The following is a 16462-nucleotide window of genomic DNA, read 5'->3' on the forward strand; positions in this document are numbered from 1 at the left end:
TTAATTCAAATGGGGTTTCAGGATGTTCGACACCCGAACATCTGCTTCCTGCTGTAATAAAGGGAACGCCTTAACCAACTCCGTTGGAGTCGCTGGCTGGCGATCTTCAACGATTTCTGTAATCGTAGTAAAAGGCAAACGATCGAGTAACTGCTTCATAAAAACAGCCTGATCTTCGGGTATATCAATTGTAATTTTCATGACTTTACGCTTCACATTTAATGTTTGATGGGCCTAAGGTTTGATCGCACTTCAAGGCTAACCTTGAGTTAGGTTTAAGGTTCGAATTCATTTGAAGTTTGATAGTAACCCACCCATTCCAAACGTATGAAACCTTAAACCCCTATCAATCAGTTCACAAAAACTCAAACTTTAAACCCTCAAAACTTTTCAAACCCTAGATACCGATCAACTTACAACCAGCAACTAAAAATCTAAACGGCTCCTTCTTTCAAACGTTCAGCGTTTTCAGCGATCCGAAGCTGTTCGATAAAATCGCCAATGTCTCCATCCATCACCGAAGGAAGGTTATGCACGGTATAGCCGATACGGTGATCCGTCACGCGGGATTGTGGATAATTGTATGTCCGGATTTTATCGGAACGGTCACCGGAGCCTACCATGCTTTTACGGGCACCCGAAATCTCAGCCTGTTGTTTAGCCAGTTCCATTTCGTAAAGCCGTGAACGCAGTACCGTCATGGCTTTCTCAAAGTTCTTGATCTGCGAACGTTCGTCCTGGCATTGTACGACCAGACCCGTGGGCAAGTGCGTGACCCGAACGGCTGAATACGTGGTGTTTACGGACTGTCCACCGGCACCCGACGAACAGAAGGTATCCTTCCGAATGTCGTTCATGTTGATCTGTACGTCCACTTCTTCCGCTTCGGGCAGTACCGCTACCGATGCGGCTGACGTGTGAATACGGCCCTGCGTTTCGGTGGCAGGTACGCGTTGCACGCGGTGTACGCCCGATTCGAATTTAAGTTTTCCGTATACGTCTTCCCCCTGTACCGAAACGATGATTTCCTTGAAACCACCCGAGCTACCTTCGGTTTGGTCCATAATCTGGAACTGCCAGCCCTGATTCTGGGCAAAACGTTGGTACATCCGGAATATATCACCGGCAAAAATGGCCGCTTCGTCGCCACCCGTACCCCCGCGAACTTCGAGGATGATGTTCCGGCTGTCGTTGGGATCTTTCGGAATCAGTAGTTCTTTCAGCTCCTGTTCGAGTACTTCCTGATTGGGCTCGAGTTCGTCGAGTTCCATCTTAGCCATTTCCCGAAACTCTTCGTCTTTTTCCGTCGTCAGTACTTCTTTAGCCGAGGCAATTTGTCCCAACAGCAATTGGTACTCTTCGTATTTTTTGACGATTTTTTCCAGGTCTTTGTACTCTTTACTCAGGGTTTTATATCGTTTCACATCGCTGGCCACTTCGGGCTGAACGATCTGCTGGGATACTTCGTGGAAGCGTTCGCGTATGGCTTCTAATTGCTCAAGCATAAGGATACTATGAATAGGTTTTCCCTACTGACGGAAAACGTTGCTTTTAAACAAGGACAAATTTTCCACAAAGATAACTATAATAAGATGTACCAACCACAGAACCTAAAGCAAAGGCTTCGCGTTGAGTAAGATAAGTACTGCTGATTTTTAATTCTTTTTGAGAACTTCTTACATTTACTGCGTGAAATTCTTCAAAAGCATAGGAGTTTTTTGTTTGCTGGTACTGAGCGTGCATTCTGCTTGGGCCATCGATATTCCTTTGTTCGGAAAAACCCGAAAAGTCGTCATCAATGGGCAGGTGGTGCGGGTACGGCGAGCAAACGTCATTTTGAAGGTGAGTCCAGACGTACGGATCACCGCTTTTAATACACCTTGGGGTCGTCGACAATTTGACAAGCTGAGCGAATTCATCAATTTACCCTTCTTACGGGCGGATCGCGTCTTTGCTCCTCCTTCATATCTTCGAGTGCTTACTCCGGCCCCGAACGAAGGCCCCGACTTTACCTCTTTTTCCACGCCGGCTCTTTCAAAGAAATTTCCCCAGCTGGCTGCCCGTTAACGAAGCACACCGATTATGAAACGAGTAGCAAGTGTACTTGTGGTAAGTACGCTCCTGGTTACGTCCTGCGAATTCAAACGCCTGGATACTGCTAAAATGCAGCAGGAAATACAAAATCAGAAGATTAAGCACGTGACCAGTGCTCAGGTTTCTACCTTGGCTACTGAGCAGGGGGATGCCATAGGCCGGGTTATTGATCGTCAACCCATCCGGGCTTTATCGACCAAAGCTTTGGTGGATTCGCTCGCTCAGGCGTATGGAGCCCGTATTGAATTTGTACCGGTTGCTCAGTGGAATCAGCCTCGCTTTGATGCCAAGACGAAAGAAGTCTTCGCGGCATATCGGTACAATGCCGAAAAACAATTGCCGCAGGAAAATAACATCCAGAAAATTGGCGATGGCAGCGAATGGCTGTATACGATTCCTGTGGTTATGACGCCGGAATTGACGACAGCAATTAACCGAAAGCAGCTTCCTACCCTTCAACCGCAAAAAGAAAAGGAATTGCTGGGTTTGTGGGCCGTTCATTTAAGCCGAAAAGAAATTGTCCGCCGAATTGACCCAAAAACGCTGGAAAAAGGTAAATTGTAAGACCTTGCATCGCCTCTACCTGAAAAAACGTTTCTACTGCTGGAAACGTTTTTTTGATACCAAAACGGCATTATTATAGCTTATCCTTCATGGAAAATCATTCTGATAAAAACATCCGCAACAGTACGTCGATGATTCGCTTACCGATGTTACTGGCGGCTACGCTGGCCGGGGGTATCCTGATCGGAGCGACCTTTTTTGGGGGCCGCACCCGCTATTCCGGTGATCTGGTACGCAACCTCAATAAGTTCCGGGAAGTACTAACCTGGATTGATAACGCGTACGTCGATTCGGTAAATACAGACACGTTGGTAGACTATTCGCTGGAAAAGATGATGACGCACCTGGACCCCCACAGCGTCTATATTCCCAAGAAAGAGGTAGCGGCGGCCAAAGCCCAGCTTGAATCGGGTTTTGACGGTATTGGTGTGGAGTTCAATATTTTTAACGATACAGTTTTTGTGATCAATGCCATTCCCGGCGGACCAGCAGCTACGGCGGGCATGCGTTCGGGGGATCGGTTGATTCGGGCGGATGGTACGCCACTGACCGGAAAGAAAGTGGATAATCAACTAATCTTTAGTAAGCTCCGGGGACCGGGCGGTTCGGCAGTGAAACTGGATATTCAGCGGCGGGGCGAAAAAAATCTACTGAATTTTAATGTAACTCGGGGGCGGATCCCTTCCTATTCCGTCTCGGCTAGCTATCTCATTGACGGCAATACGGGTTATATCAAAATTGATCGTTTTGCGGAATCGACTTACAATGAATTTCGCAGTCAGCTGGCTTCGCTCAAGAAACAAGGGATGAGTCGGCTGGTACTGGACTTACGCGGCAACGGTGGTGGCTTCAAAGATCGGGCTACGGATATTGTGGACGAATTAATGGGTGGTAATAAGCTCATCGTAAAGACCGACGGCAAGGGTACGCAATTCGACGATGAAACCTACGCCCGTAAGGAAGGTCTCTTTGAAAAAGGAGCCGTTGTGTTACTGATTGACGAAAACTCAGCCTCGGCTTCCGAAATCGTGGCCGGAGCCTTGCAGGACCATGACCGGGCTTTACTGGTAGGTCGTCGTACGTTTGGAAAAGGGCTGGTACAGACGCCCGTCGATTTGTCTGATGGTTCACAGATCCGAATCACCGTTTCGCGGTACTATACCCCCAGTGGCCGCTGTATTCAGAAACCCTACACTATTTACGATTCAGATGATCGCTACAAGGATGGCGAGTTATTTGTAGCGGACAGTATCAAATTTGATAAAAAACAGGCCTTCAAAACGGATAATGGCCGGGCAGTCTACGGCGGTGGTGGGATTATTCCCGATATTTTCGTTTCGGTAGATACGAGTTATCGTACCAAATATCTGTATCAGCTAGCCGCTCGTAACGTCATTGCCGAGTACGCCTTCCGGTATGCACTGGACAATCGGGCTAAGTTGAGTGAACAAACGTTTAAAGACTATTTACAGAAATTTACGGTAAGCGATGCCATGATTAACGAAGTAGCGGCGATGGCGGCAGCCTCAGGAATCAAGCGAAATGAAGCCGATCTGTCCCGTTCTAAGCGTTACATGCAGGATCAGATTAAAGCCTTGGTCGCTAGTTATATCTGGGAAAAGCGTTCAAGTACGGCGGGGCTCCGCAATGAGTTGTATCAGGTTCTAAACGCGAACGATCCTTTGTATAAGAAAGCACTGGTGTATTTCCCGCAGGCGGATCAAATGGCGGCGAAACAGTAATGAAGAACACGATTTGATCAGATCGGTTTTACAAAAAAGGAGGAGCTTCTTGCTTCTCCTTTTTTGTAACTATTCGGTAACTACGGGTTCTGATTTCCGGAGTTGCCAGGTTACCCCCAGCCAGCTACGGAAATTACCCGTTTTAAAATCCTGACGTGAGTACGGGGTAAGCTCAAAGGAAATACCTAGTTGAGGAACTTTAACCAGCGGCGTAACCCGCGTACCAACGCTGAGAAAATAACCCTGTACTAACCGCGTTTTGGAGTCAACCAGCTTACCTACAATACCCAAATTGGCTCCTACGCCCGCGTAAAACAAATGCTGGGGTTTGCGAACAAACGTGACCATCGGAGCCAGCTCGGTGTTAAGGGAAGAAAAAATGGAATTGGTTTGAAAGCGAGCCTCCCCCCAGATGCGATGACGGGGATTACTACTGACCGTCAATACACTGTTAAAGGGATAATAGCCGACTACGACCTGAGCACACAGCGACTGAAAAGCCGAAGTCAGCAGTAGCCCACTCAGCAGGTAAAGAAATTTCATACGTGAAAGTTTTGCCAAAAGTACGATTCTCTGGTGCTCATTAGCTAGGGGTTGGGAATTTGGCTCTTGCCTTGCCTACCTTTGCGGAACGTACACGAGAATATTCTGCTAGGTACGGAAAGACTTGTATGGGTGTTTTGAAGAAACTAGCCAGTGACACGGCTCTGTATGGTGTCAGCAGTATTTTGGGTCGGGTGATTGGCTATCTGCTGGTACCGTTACACACGGCCGTATTTGGTCCCGGACCTTTAGCTGAACAGGTAACGTACTTTCTTTGGGTAGCCTTACTCAATGTGATTTACGTTTTCGGGATGGAAACCACGTTTTTCCGCTTTGCTTCCCGGGAGAAGGATCGTTTTCAGGAATTCTACAACCTGTCAATTACGGCGATCCTGACGGTAAGCTGCATCGGTTCAGGAATGATCATTCTGCTTTCTTCATCCATTGCCGAGGAATTTGGGTATCCGGGTCGGGGACAGCTGGTTTCCTGGCTAGCCATTATTATGATCATTGATGCTGTGGTCGCCATCCCCTACGCCCGGATCCGGCTCGAAAAACGTCCCCGGAAATTTGTCGCCATTCGCGTTTCCAATATCCTTCTTAACGTGGGATTGAATTTCTATTTCCTCTGGTTCTGCCGGAACATTCACGAAGGCAATTTTCTACCTTTTCTGAAAGGCACCTGGTTCTTCAACTACAATCCCGCATTGGGAGTGGGTTATATTGTTTTTGCGAATCTCATTGCCAATCTGGCCACGATTCCCATGTTATGGGGAGAGCTTCGGGATTTTCGCTTTCGCTGGGACTGGAACGCCTTCAAGCCCATGTGGATCTACGCATACCCCATCCTTATTCTGGGCTTAGCGGGTAATTTCAATCAGCTTTTTGACCGGCTGGTGCTCGAACGCTGGTTACCCGAAGGGTTCTATCCGGGTCATACCTCGAAGGAAGCTTTAGGAATTTACGGTAACGTATATAAGCTTTCCATTTTTATGAGTCTGGTGATTCAGTCATTCCGTTACGCGGCTGAGCCTTTCTTTTTTTCCAAGGCGGAAGACAAAAATGCTCCGAGTGTATTTGCGGACGTCATGAAATGGTTTGTGATTGTCTCAGTACTGATCTGGGTAGTTGTTTCGCTGAATCTGGATGTAGTGGCCCATCTGTTCCTCCGGCGGAAAGAATACTGGGAGGGTTTGCCCGTCGTACCCGTGTTGTTATTGGCGAATCTGTTTCTGGGCGTGTACTACAACTTAACGGTTTGGTTCAAACTTTCGGATAAAACCCAATATGGTACCTTACTGACATTTATCGGAGCAGCGGTTACATTGGTTGCCAACTTTGCCTTGATTCCCTGGCTAGGTTACATGGGGTGTGCCATTGCCTTTGCTCTCTCCTGTCTGGTCATGATGGTAGCCTGTTATGTACTGGGCGACAAATATTATCCCATTCCATATCACGTAACTTCAGCCGTGGGGTATATCGGGGTGGGTGGAGTATTGATTGGGCTTTCTTCCTTGTATACGTTCTCTAATCTCTTTGTTTCGGCCCTCGTACATGGCTTGTTCGTACTAGTGTTTTTGGTGGGTATACTGGTTGTGGAGCAAAATGCGTTACCACCCGCCATTCGAAAAAAATTAAAGTTTTTACCCGTTAAAAATGGGTAAAAGTCTAAGTAATGAATTTATTGTACTATTTTTGTGACTCTTCACAAAAAAAATAATACAGAGATTTCAGGCTTGTCTTCCGAATATGATTTGGTGAAGGAGGGATTTTCAGCTCTATTTTTGGAAAGTATTGTTAAAATCTGTTAAAACCGTGTCAGATGGGCTCAGACACGGCTTGGCGTTTTTGGTATTTTGCTGGAAGAGATTAATTTTGAATGCTACAATAAAAAAAACACGGATAGGAGATACTACATGAAGCACAGCTTTACGTTAACTAAACTGGAAAGTAAATGGCAAAAGTCCAATTTAGCGACAGTGAGCTGGTTTCGCTGTACATCCGTGGAAATGAGCGTGCCTTTGAACATTTAGTCAATCGCTATAAATCGAAGGTTTACACGACTATTTACCTCATCGTTAAGGATTCATTCGTTGCAGAAGATCTTACGCAGGATACCTTTATCAAGGCCGTAGATACGCTGCAATCGGGTAAGTACAACGAAGAAGGTAAATTCCTTCCCTGGATCATTCGAATCGCACACAACCTCGCTATTGATTACTTCCGCCGGGAGAAACGCTACCCTGAAGTGGTGTTCGAGGACGGCAGCAATGTGTTTAATACGCTGGAATTTGCAGACGACTCCATTGAGGCGGCTACCATCCGAAAAGAAACGTATGAACACCTGAAGGAACTCATTACGCGGCTTCCCGAGCCACAACGCGAAGTGCTGGTTATGCGGCATTACGAAGACATGAGTTTCCAGGAGATTGCTGACGCCACGGGCGTTAGTATTAACACCGCCTTAGGCCGTATGCGTTATGCTCTCATTAACTTACGGAAAATGATGAGTAAACACGTTCGGACGTATGATACAAACCTTTACACAAAATGACATTCTTCGGTACGCATACGAAGAAACAAGCACGGAAGAAAACCAGCAGATCGAAGAACTGCTCATGCACGACCATGAGTTACTGCTCTTCTATCTGGATATTATGGACCTGAAAGCCGGATTAAACAAAGTAGAGCTGCAGCCATCCACCCGCGTTACGGATACTATTCTGGAATACTCGCGAGCGAGTCGCCAGAAGAACCAATCCCGTCAGGAATCATACTGATTCAGCGGGATTGGTTTTTTATTATCTTCGCGTACCCCCTCTCTCTTCGGGAGTCGGGGTTTTTTTGCTTATGACTAAGAAAGAACGCTACGCTGGTGTATTGGCGTATTTTACCGAACACTTCCCGCAGCCCGAAACCGAGCTGAGTTACCGGAATCCTTACGAGTTGCTGGTATCCGTAATCTTATCGGCTCAGTGTACCGACAAACGCGTCAATCTCGTGACGCCTGCCCTGTTCGAGCGGTTTCCGACGCCTGAACTGTTAGCCTTGGCCACGCCCGATGAGGTCTTTACGTACATTCGATCCATTTCGTATCCAAACAATAAGGCCAAACATTTGGTTGGAATGGCAAGGATACTGGTCGAAGAATTTGGTTCAGAAGTACCCGTCCGGATTGAAGATTTACAGAAAATGCCGGGCGTGGGTCGGAAGACGGCGAATGTGATTGCCTCGGTTATTTATAATCAGCCAACCATGGCGGTCGATACGCACGTATTTCGGGTATCGCACCGGATAGGGCTGGTCAGCAAGACGGCTACGACGCCTTTAGCCGTTGAAAAAGAGCTGATGAAGTACATTGCCAAGGATCTGGTACCGAGGGCTCATCACTGGCTGATTCTGCACGGACGATACGTTTGCGTAGCCCGTTCGCCCAAGTGTTTAGAATGCCCGCTGACGGAATTTTGTCAGTACTTTCAGAAAAATCTCCTGCTGGTACCTGGCGGAAGGAAGTTAAACGAATAATTGCTGAAGGAGAACGGTTTTTTGTGCACTTTTGCCGAAGTCCGATTTATCTACAAGCGTACGAATACATCCTATGTTCAATCTTACACCGGCCGTACGAATTATCCTGATTCTTAATGTAGCGGTATTTGCTGCTCAGAACCTGTTAGTACCCAATCTGGATGAATGGTTAGGACTGCATAATTTCAGTTCTCCGCTTTTCAATCCGATTCAGATGGTTTCCCACATGTTCCTGCACGGCAATCTGGGGCATATTTTCAGTAACATGTTCGCCCTGATTATGTTTGGTCCAGGACTGGAGCAATTGTGGGGTACCAAACGATTTACCTTTTTTTATCTATTTACGGGCATTGGAGCAGGCCTACTGTATTCGGGAATCAACTACTATGAGATAAGTCAGTTGAAAGAAGCGGCTCTGTTGTTTATTCAAGACCCCGATCCCACAAACTTCGTAGGTTTTGTGAACGATTACGCTCCAAGGCTCAATTCAATACCTGAAGTACGACGGTATCTGGAAAATCCGGACGTGGCTCTGTACCAAAATCAGTGTATTTATTTGACGAAGCAGTACGTGAGCTTAGCGTTAAATGCTCCGATGGTAGGGGCTTCCGGAGCTATTTTCGGATTACTAATGGCCTTTGGAATGTTGTTCCCCAATACTACGTTGTTTTTGTTGTTCATTCCCTTTCCAATCAAGGCTAAATATTTTGTAGCTTTATATGGAATATTTGAGTTATACTCTGGTTTACACCGCACTCCCGGCGATAACGTGGCACACTTCGCTCACATCGGCGGAATGCTTTTTGCTTTTATTTTAATTCGGTACTGGGCCGGGCAACGGAAAAATTTCTATTGATCAGGCATTATTTTTTTTAAGATTTACAGGAGCCGTATGCGTTAGCTTTCATAACTAAGTATAGGGTAACCATGGGAACTATTAACGCTATTTTTTAGCTATGAGCGGCTTTGTCGACGATATCAAGGAGGCTTTTTCCAGAAGAGACAATGGGTTGATTCAGTTGATTCTGATCAACGTTTTTGTATTCTTGGTTTTGTTAGTAATTCAGGTAAGCTTTAGTCTGGCCGGAAAACCCGGTATCTACGGGATGATTCTCGACCAGATAGCGATGAAACCTAATCTGGGCCACATTCTGTATAAACCCTGGACCCTACTAACGTACTGCTTTGTCCATCAGCAGGTACTGCATATTTTATTTAATATGCTGTTTCTCTTCTGGTTTGGTCAATTGGTACAGGAGTATCTAGGGAGCCGTCGGTTGGTGAGTATTTACCTGCTGGGTGGTATTTTTGGTGGATTGATCTATCTGACCTTATACAACGTAGTTCCTTATTTTCAGGCCAATCTGGAAGAACTAAACATTGGAGCTTCGGGAGCCGTATACGCCGTAATGCTTGGTGCGGCCACACTCTTACCAAACTATACATTCCACGTACTGATTATCGGTCCCGTTCGGATTAAATACATTGCAGCCTTCTGCGTAATCGTTTCTTTCGCCCAGATTCCCGGTACCAATGCGGGCGGAAACATTGCTCACCTGAGTGGAGCTTTATTTGGTTATTTGTACATCCGAATGCTACGTCGGGGTATTGATCTGGGCCAACCCGTCGAAGCCGTACTGGATTTTTTCAAACGCCTGTTCGCCCGCGAACCGCGACCAACGATGCAGGTCAAGTACCGTTCACAAACGCGGACGAGCTTTACGACGTATAGCACGACTACGGAAGATTATCCCGGCGATGAAGAAATAGACGCGATTCTGGATAAGATTTCGAAATCCGGTTATGAAAGTCTTACGCGGGAAGAAAAGCAGAAGCTTTACAAAGCCAGTCAGAAGAATTAAAGGAAGCACCCCTCGCCTACCGAGGGGTTTTTCAATGAGGGATACGAAGGATTATACGGCACCTAACCGGTTTTTACCGTACCTTTGTCCTCGTTTTTACCAAAACCCACGTTAGCCTACGAAACATTTCGTGACTTTCAAGGGTTTAAGACTCACAGTTCATCTATGAATCATGGAATGAGCGAGTGCTAACGAGTAACTCATTCAGTTCCTGAATCCCCTTATGCAATGCTTATTACGCCTGGTCCTTTGCTAGCTCAAATTGACACCCCTGAGGAATTGCGGAAGTTGGATAAATCGCAATTGGTTCAGGTCTGCCAGGAGTTACGTCAATTCATTGTTGATAATGTCTCCGTCTACGGCGGACACTTTGGAGCTAGCTTAGGGGTGGTAGAGCTCACGGTAGCCCTGCACTACGCCCTGCATACGCCCGAAGATCAGATTGTTTTTGACGTTGGGCACCAGGCTTACGGCCATAAAATTCTTACCGGTCGCCGCAATCGCTTTCATACCAACCGTTTCTACGGGGGGCTTTCGGGTTTTCCCAAACGTAAGGAAAGTCCTTATGATGCCTTTGGCGTAGGTCACTCATCTACGTCGATTTCAGCGGCCTTGGGCATGTCGGTTGGAGCCTTGCACAACGGTAATACCCAACAGCAGCACGTAGCCATTATTGGCGATGGGGCTCTGACGGGGGGTATGGCCTTCGAGGCCATGAACCACGCAGGTTCGCTGAAGGATACGAATTTGCTGATTGTTCTCAATGACAATTGCATGAGTATCGATCCGAATGTAGGAGCTTTAAAGGATTATCTGACGGATATTACTACGTCTCATACCTACAATCGGGTCAAAGATGAAATCTGGAACCTGCTCGGTAAAATGAGTAATTTCGGACGGACTGCTCAGGAGATCGTTTCGAAGATCGAAAATGGCCTTAAAGCGACGCTACTGCATCAGAGTAATCTTTTCGAATCCCTGAATTTACGGTATTTCGGTCCCGTAGACGGGCATGATGTCGATCATCTGACAGAAATTTTCTCGGATCTGAAAGCCATTCCGGGGCCCAAAATTCTGCACTGCGTAACCGTTAAGGGCAAAGGATACGGTCCGGCGGAAAAGGATCAGACCAAGTGGCACGCTCCCGGAAAATTTGATAAGATTACCGGGGAGATTTTCAAGAAAGTATACGAGAAACCCCAGCCACCGAAATACCAGGAAGTATTTGGTAATACGCTGGTGGAACTGGCGGAACAGAATGCTAAAATCGTAGGCGTGACCCCCGCCATGCCGAGTGGTTCTTCTATGAATATCATGATGAAGGCCATGCCCGAACGGGCTTTCGATGTGGGCATTGCGGAACAGCACGCGGTTACGTTTTCAGCGGGTATGGCTACCCAAGGCCTGACGGTATTCTGTAACATCTACAGTACTTTCATGCAGCGGGCCTATGATCAGGTTGTACACGACGTTTGTATTCAGGAGTTACCCGTCGTTTTCTGTCTGGACCGGGCTGGTTTTGCCGGAGCCGACGGACCAACGCACCACGGAGCCTACGACATCGCTTTTATGCGTTGTATTCCGAATATGATCGTAGCCTCTCCCATGAACGAGCAAGAGCTACGCAACCTGATGTACACGGCTCAAAGTGACAGGGTACAATCCGGTACTCAATCCATCACGATCCGGTATCCCCGGGGCGAAGGCGTGATGCCCGACTGGCGTACGCCCTTCGAACTGATCGAAATCGGTAAAGGTCGTAAGGTACAAGATGGCGAAGAAGTTGCGATTCTGACCATCGGGCCGATTGGTAATTACGTACCTAATGCCTGCCAACTGCTCGAAAAAGAGGGATTGACCCCCGCTCATTACGATCTGCGTTTTGTGAAGCCGTTAGACGAAGCTCTGTTACATGAAGTGTTCCAGAAGTTTGATAAAGTCATTACGGTAGAAGATGGCTGTCTGATGGGAGGTATGGGTTCTGCAGTGGTGGAATTTATGACGGAACATGGGTATACGGCTAAAGTAAAACGACTGGGTATTCCGGATCGCATCGTTGAACACGGAGAACAACTTGAACTGCACCGGGAATGTGGGTTTGATCCCGAGGGAATCGCCCGGGCGGTACGCGAACTGGCGGTTTTGACTTTAGTCTAATCGATAAGAAATTAGTAAAATGCTGTGAAAGCCCGTTCCTTAGGAATGGGCTTTTTACTTGGTATTTAATACATTTGAAGTAGAAGAAGCTCAACTGCCATGGAACAGTCACCCGACGAAAAACTGGAGCGTATCATCGAGGCCCGGATGAAACTCAAAGCCCGATTCGAAGAACGCATGAACAATACGCCGTCCATCGCTGACGAGCGGCCCCAGGGAAAGGGTCCAACGAATCGCCACGGGATGCCGCAAGTCCCCGTTGGACAAACCATTACGCAAAAGTGGCCCGTACTGGATTTAGGTTATCATCCCGACATTTCACTGGATCGCTGGCGATTGACTATCGACGGTGAAGTAGAACATCCCGTCGTACTGAAATGGGAGGATTTCATGGCGTTGCCGCAAACCGAGGATACTTCCGATTTTCACTGCGTAACAACCTGGTCGAAGCTGGACATGGTCTGGAAAGGCGTTCGGCTCATGGATCTGGCGGCTCTGGTACAACCCAAGGAAACGGCTACGCATCTGTTGTGCTACGGCTACGATACCTACACCACGAACGTTTCGTTGGAAGAAGCTCTGAAACCCGACGTATTGCTAGCACATACCGTATACGACGAACCGCTCGCCCTTGAACACGGTGGTCCAGCCCGGATGATTACGCCCCAGCTGTACGCCTGGAAAGGATCGAAGTGGATCAAACGAATTCAGTTTTTACCGCAAAATAAACTAGGTTTTTGGGAAGAGCGGGGATATTCCAATACGGCCTATCCCTGGCGTAACGACCGTTATAGCTGATGAAATACTGGAGCCTGATGGGAGCCTTACTGCTCCTGAGTGTAGGAGCCTGGGCTCAGGGTCCGGGTAGATTGACATTGGGGGTAGGAAATAGCCGTGAAATTCGTCTGGGAAGTAACCCTGAGATGGGTCATCAATGGACCTACGCGTTGAGCGACTCAAGCATCGTGAAGATTACCAGTAAGTATCAGGCCAATAAGCCACCTCGCCCCGGTGCTGGCGGTGAACAGATCTATACGGTTAAGGGCTTACGCCAAGGAACGACGCTGTGGATTCTTAACTACGTCCCCTCCGACCCTAAGCAAAAGCCCGCTCGTACGGTTCATTATCTGATTACCGTACATTAAGGAATCGTGCTATTTTTCGTACCTTGCGGCCCCAACCGAGCCGCTTTGGCTCGGGTATACCTAAGAAAAAAAGCTGATTCGCTGTTAAAGGGCGTACGAAAGCCCAGACAGTCAAAGTTTCTCAAGATTTAGCCCTATGACCATCCACCGAGAAGGTATTGCTACGTTGTCCCTGGCTCTGGCCATCTTGCTGGCCATTAATGCTACGATTGCCTACCTATTTCCAGCCCAGACTTTGACCCGTCAGGTCGTGATCGTGGTGAGTATCATTGTCTACTTAATCATTTTACAGTTTTTCAGAAGCCCCCGCCGTAAAACGGTTCAGGATTCCAAGCATATTATTGCCCCGGCGGACGGAAAAGTAGTAGTGATTGAAGAAACGGTTGAAACGGAGTATTTCAACGGTCCCCGCCGACAGGTAAGTATCTTTATGTCGCCGATTAATGTGCACGTGAATCGTAGCCCGCTTTCCGGTATGGTCTCCTTTTTCAAGTATCATCCCGGAAAATACCTGGTAGCCTGGCATCCCAAGTCCTCAACGGAAAACGAACGTACGACCATCGTGGTGCGGCATGAATCCGGCGTAGAAGTTATGTTTCGTCAGATTGCCGGAGCTTTGGCCCGCCGCATTTGCTGGTACGTAAAAGAAGGCGACGCGGTCACGCAGGGCGAAGAATTTGGCTTCATCAAGTTCGGTAGCCGGGTGGATATTTTTCTCCCCTTAGACGCTAAGATTCTGGTTAAACTAGGCGATAAACCCGTGTCTGGTCAAACGGTAATTGCCGAGCTAGCCTAGTTTCGCTTTTCATATATTCCTCTAAAGAGCAGCTTTAGGCTGCTCTTTTTTTGTGCTTATGCCTGAAAAGTCGGGGTCTTAACGTTTTTTAAGTAAACTTTTTTGAAAAAACTTTTTTGCCTTTCCAACTTTCTGGTCTTCAAGAGGGTCCTTAGTATACCTTTCCTGTAAAAGCCAATTTTTAAAATGAATAGTTATGAAACGCATACTCGCTCTGGGAGGGCTCTTGCTGGTGTTAGTATCCTGTGAAAAAGAGAAAATTTACCGGGATGACAGCGAGCGACTTCGTGGAATGGAGCAGGAGATCCTGGCCTTTATTCAGGACAAAGCCTGTCAGAACGAGCGAGTGTGCGGTAGTATTGCCTTTGGTAGCAAACCCTGCGGTGGCCCCTGGAAATATCTGGTGTATTCATTAAAAGCCGCCGACGTGGCCCGATTGGAAGAGAAAGTACAGAGCTACAATGAGTTAGAAAAAGAAGTAAATACCCGGGAAGGAAAAATCTCGGATTGCGTACAGGTAACTCCGGTAACGGTAGACTGCATCGATGGGCAATGCCTACCATATACAGTAAAGGACTGATTGACAGGTAGGTAAGGTAAACCGGAAATCATCCAATAAAGAAGTAGTAATCGGCTGTTCCTGCTGGAGCAACCCGGATCGTCGCGTCTTTAACCCTTCATTCACCTTATATCCTACGACTACTCGATGAAAAAGCCTCTACTCGTATGTATTCTGGCGGCGTTTGGCCTTAGCTCCTGTGAAGACCAGTGCCAGCAAACCCGTGTATACCGCCAGCTTTCTCCCTTTCAGGTTTCCTTGAGTGAATTACGCCAGAATGGGGTAGCCATTCAGGAAGCTACGGGTTTAGAAAATCCTGGCAAAATCTACGCCAAGGATAACTTCCTCTTCATCAATGAAGTAAAAAAGGGAATTCACATCATTGACAATACGGACCCGGCCCACCCCGTCAATGTATCCTTTATTCGTATTTTGGGTAATGCCGATATGGCAGTGAAAGGAAACACGCTGTATGCCGACAGTTATACGGACTTCCTGGTTTTTGATATCTCCAATCCCCGGCAACCGCTCCAACTGCAACGGATTACGAATGCTTTTCAGAGCGGTATGGTAGAAGGAATTAGCTGGTCTACAAACGCGGTGAATTGGGGAAACACGCAGCAGGAGGCTACGACGATTATCGATTATACCCCTAACCTAGTCACTCAGGTGACGGAAACGGACTGCGAAGGCAATACAACGAATCCAGGGGGTTGGGGCGGCTGGATGAATTTCGCTTCGTCTTCCATGTATTCCGATAGTAAAAGTTCCGGAGGAGGTCAGGGCAGTGGTACGGGTGGCTCAATGGCTCGTTTTGCCATTGTGAATAATATTCTGTACGCCGTTACGAACCAGCATATGCAGCTTTTCGACATTACGCAACCTAAAAATCCGCAAAAGGGCAATGTCGTTACGCTAGGCTGGGGCATTGAAACCATCTATCCGTATAAAGACCGCCTGTACGTAGGTTCTACAACGGGTATGCACATTCTTTCCAATGCCGATCCGAATAATCCCGTTCGCGTATCTACGCTAAGCCACGTGCGAGCCTGCGATCCGGTGGTAGTACACGATACGTATGCTTTTGTGACCTTACGGGCTCAGCAGGGCAGTGCAATGTGTGGACCGGCCCAGAACAATCAACTGGATGTAATCGACGTCTCGAACATGTATAGCCCAAAACTACTGAAAAGCTTTCCCATGCAGGAGCCTTACGGACTGGGCGTGGATCACCCAACCCTGTTCGTTTGCGAAGGCAAGTACGGCCTGAAAAGCTATGATGTGAGTGATCCTTTACAACTGGATAAGAAATTGCTCAACCACTTCAAGGGCATGGATGCGTACGACGTAATTCCGCTCAGTACCCAAGTGCTGATGCTGATTGGAAAGGATGGTTTCTATCAGTACGATTACAGCAATCGAAACAATCCCAAACTGATAAGCAAAATTCCCGTACGACGTAAAGACCTCTAATT

Annotated in this window: 19 protein-coding genes; 15 read left to right on the top strand and 4 right to left on the bottom strand. The window is 47.4% G+C overall.

The features are described from left to right. From C5O19_RS23970 to C5O19_RS25885, 3 genes are all read right to left on the bottom strand, one after another. The gene (locus tag C5O19_RS23970) at positions 1-201 is read right to left on the bottom strand and encodes a hypothetical protein (RefSeq protein ID WP_104715898.1); all 201 of its coding nucleotides are present in this window, start codon (positions 199-201) and stop codon (positions 1-3) included. Between the two features lie 233 nt (positions 202-434). Continuing rightward, positions 435-1505, bottom strand: a complete 1071-nt coding sequence (prfA, locus tag C5O19_RS23975) for a peptide chain release factor 1 (RefSeq protein WP_104715899.1) — start codon at positions 1503-1505, stop codon at positions 435-437. Positions 1506-1551: 46 nt separating this feature from the next. Further along, positions 1552-1743 carry a hypothetical protein gene (locus C5O19_RS25885; protein ID WP_133163440.1) on the bottom strand — a complete coding sequence of 64 codons (192 nt, stop codon included), beginning with the start codon at positions 1741-1743 and terminating at the stop codon, positions 1552-1554. Here C5O19_RS25885 and C5O19_RS23980 point away from each other — a divergent pair. The 3 genes from C5O19_RS23980 (at position 1738) to C5O19_RS23990 (ending at position 4400) form a co-directional block, all read left to right on the top strand. Next, a complete protein-coding gene (locus tag C5O19_RS23980) occupies positions 1738-2067 on the top strand; it encodes a hypothetical protein (RefSeq protein ID WP_133163441.1) in 330 nt (109 codons plus the stop codon). The genes C5O19_RS25885 and C5O19_RS23980 overlap by 6 nt on opposite strands. A gap of 15 nt (positions 2068-2082) precedes the next feature. Beyond that, positions 2083-2658, top strand: coding sequence for a hypothetical protein (locus C5O19_RS23985; protein WP_104715901.1), 576 nt, complete (start codon positions 2083-2085; stop codon positions 2656-2658). A gap of 89 nt (positions 2659-2747) precedes the next feature. Then, positions 2748-4400 carry a S41 family peptidase gene (locus C5O19_RS23990; RefSeq protein ID WP_104715902.1) on the top strand — a complete coding sequence of 551 codons (1653 nt, stop codon included), beginning with the start codon at positions 2748-2750 and terminating at the stop codon, positions 4398-4400. Between the two features lie 69 nt (positions 4401-4469). Here C5O19_RS23990 and C5O19_RS23995 read toward each other — a convergent pair whose 3' ends face one another. Continuing rightward, entirely contained in the window at positions 4470-4943 is a 474-nt protein-coding gene (locus C5O19_RS23995) for a hypothetical protein (protein WP_104715903.1), read from the bottom strand. 128 nt (positions 4944-5071) lie between these two features. On the opposite strand from C5O19_RS23995, the gene C5O19_RS24000 reads away from it, so the two are divergent. From C5O19_RS24000 to C5O19_RS24055, 12 genes are all read left to right on the top strand, one after another. Then, positions 5072-6607, top strand: coding sequence for a lipopolysaccharide biosynthesis protein (locus C5O19_RS24000; protein WP_104715904.1), 1536 nt, complete (start codon positions 5072-5074; stop codon positions 6605-6607). Positions 6608-6897: 290 nt separating this feature from the next. Continuing rightward, the gene (locus C5O19_RS24005; protein ID WP_104715905.1) at positions 6898-7497 is read left to right on the top strand and encodes an RNA polymerase sigma factor; all 600 of its coding nucleotides are present in this window, start codon (positions 6898-6900) and stop codon (positions 7495-7497) included. Continuing rightward, positions 7472-7723, top strand: coding sequence for a hypothetical protein (locus C5O19_RS24010; protein ID WP_104715906.1), 252 nt, complete (start codon positions 7472-7474; stop codon positions 7721-7723). Before C5O19_RS24005 ends, C5O19_RS24010 begins: the two co-directional genes overlap by 26 nt. 70 nt (positions 7724-7793) lie before the next feature. Continuing rightward, the gene (gene nth, locus C5O19_RS24015) at positions 7794-8468 is read left to right on the top strand and encodes an endonuclease III (RefSeq protein WP_104715907.1); all 675 of its coding nucleotides are present in this window, start codon (positions 7794-7796) and stop codon (positions 8466-8468) included. Between the two features lie 73 nt (positions 8469-8541). Continuing rightward, entirely contained in the window at positions 8542-9324 is a 783-nt protein-coding gene (locus C5O19_RS24020; protein ID WP_104715908.1) for a rhomboid family intramembrane serine protease, read from the top strand. Between the two features lie 100 nt (positions 9325-9424). Continuing rightward, positions 9425-10330: a rhomboid family protein gene (locus C5O19_RS24025; protein WP_094813073.1), complete on the top strand. Its 906-nt coding sequence runs from the start codon at positions 9425-9427 to the stop codon at positions 10328-10330. A gap of 228 nt (positions 10331-10558) precedes the next feature. Then, complete coding sequence (dxs, locus tag C5O19_RS24030; RefSeq protein WP_104715909.1) at positions 10559-12487, top strand: 1-deoxy-D-xylulose-5-phosphate synthase; 1929 nt, start codon at positions 10559-10561, stop codon at positions 12485-12487. A 99-nt stretch (positions 12488-12586) separates the two neighbouring features. After that, the gene (locus C5O19_RS24035) at positions 12587-13285 is read left to right on the top strand and encodes a molybdopterin-dependent oxidoreductase (protein ID WP_104715910.1); all 699 of its coding nucleotides are present in this window, start codon (positions 12587-12589) and stop codon (positions 13283-13285) included. Next, positions 13285-13632, top strand: a complete 348-nt coding sequence (locus C5O19_RS24040; RefSeq protein WP_104715911.1) for a protease inhibitor I42 family protein — start codon at positions 13285-13287, stop codon at positions 13630-13632. Before C5O19_RS24035 ends, C5O19_RS24040 begins: the two co-directional genes overlap by 1 nt. A 136-nt stretch (positions 13633-13768) precedes the next feature. Next, positions 13769-14428: a phosphatidylserine decarboxylase family protein gene (locus C5O19_RS24045; protein WP_104715912.1), complete on the top strand. Its 660-nt coding sequence runs from the start codon at positions 13769-13771 to the stop codon at positions 14426-14428. 196 nt (positions 14429-14624) lie between these two features. Further along, positions 14625-15008 (top strand): hypothetical protein, encoded by a 384-nt coding sequence (locus C5O19_RS24050; protein ID WP_104715913.1) that lies wholly within the window; start codon positions 14625-14627, stop codon positions 15006-15008. 126 nt (positions 15009-15134) lie between these two features. Further along, the gene (locus tag C5O19_RS24055) at positions 15135-16460 is read left to right on the top strand and encodes an LVIVD repeat-containing protein (RefSeq protein ID WP_104715914.1); all 1326 of its coding nucleotides are present in this window, start codon (positions 15135-15137) and stop codon (positions 16458-16460) included. Positions 16461-16462: the final 2 nt, after the last annotated feature.

It is taken from the genome of Siphonobacter curvatus, from assembly GCF_002943425.1.
Taxonomy (GTDB): Bacteria; Bacteroidota; Bacteroidia; order Cytophagales; family Spirosomataceae; genus Siphonobacter; species Siphonobacter curvatus.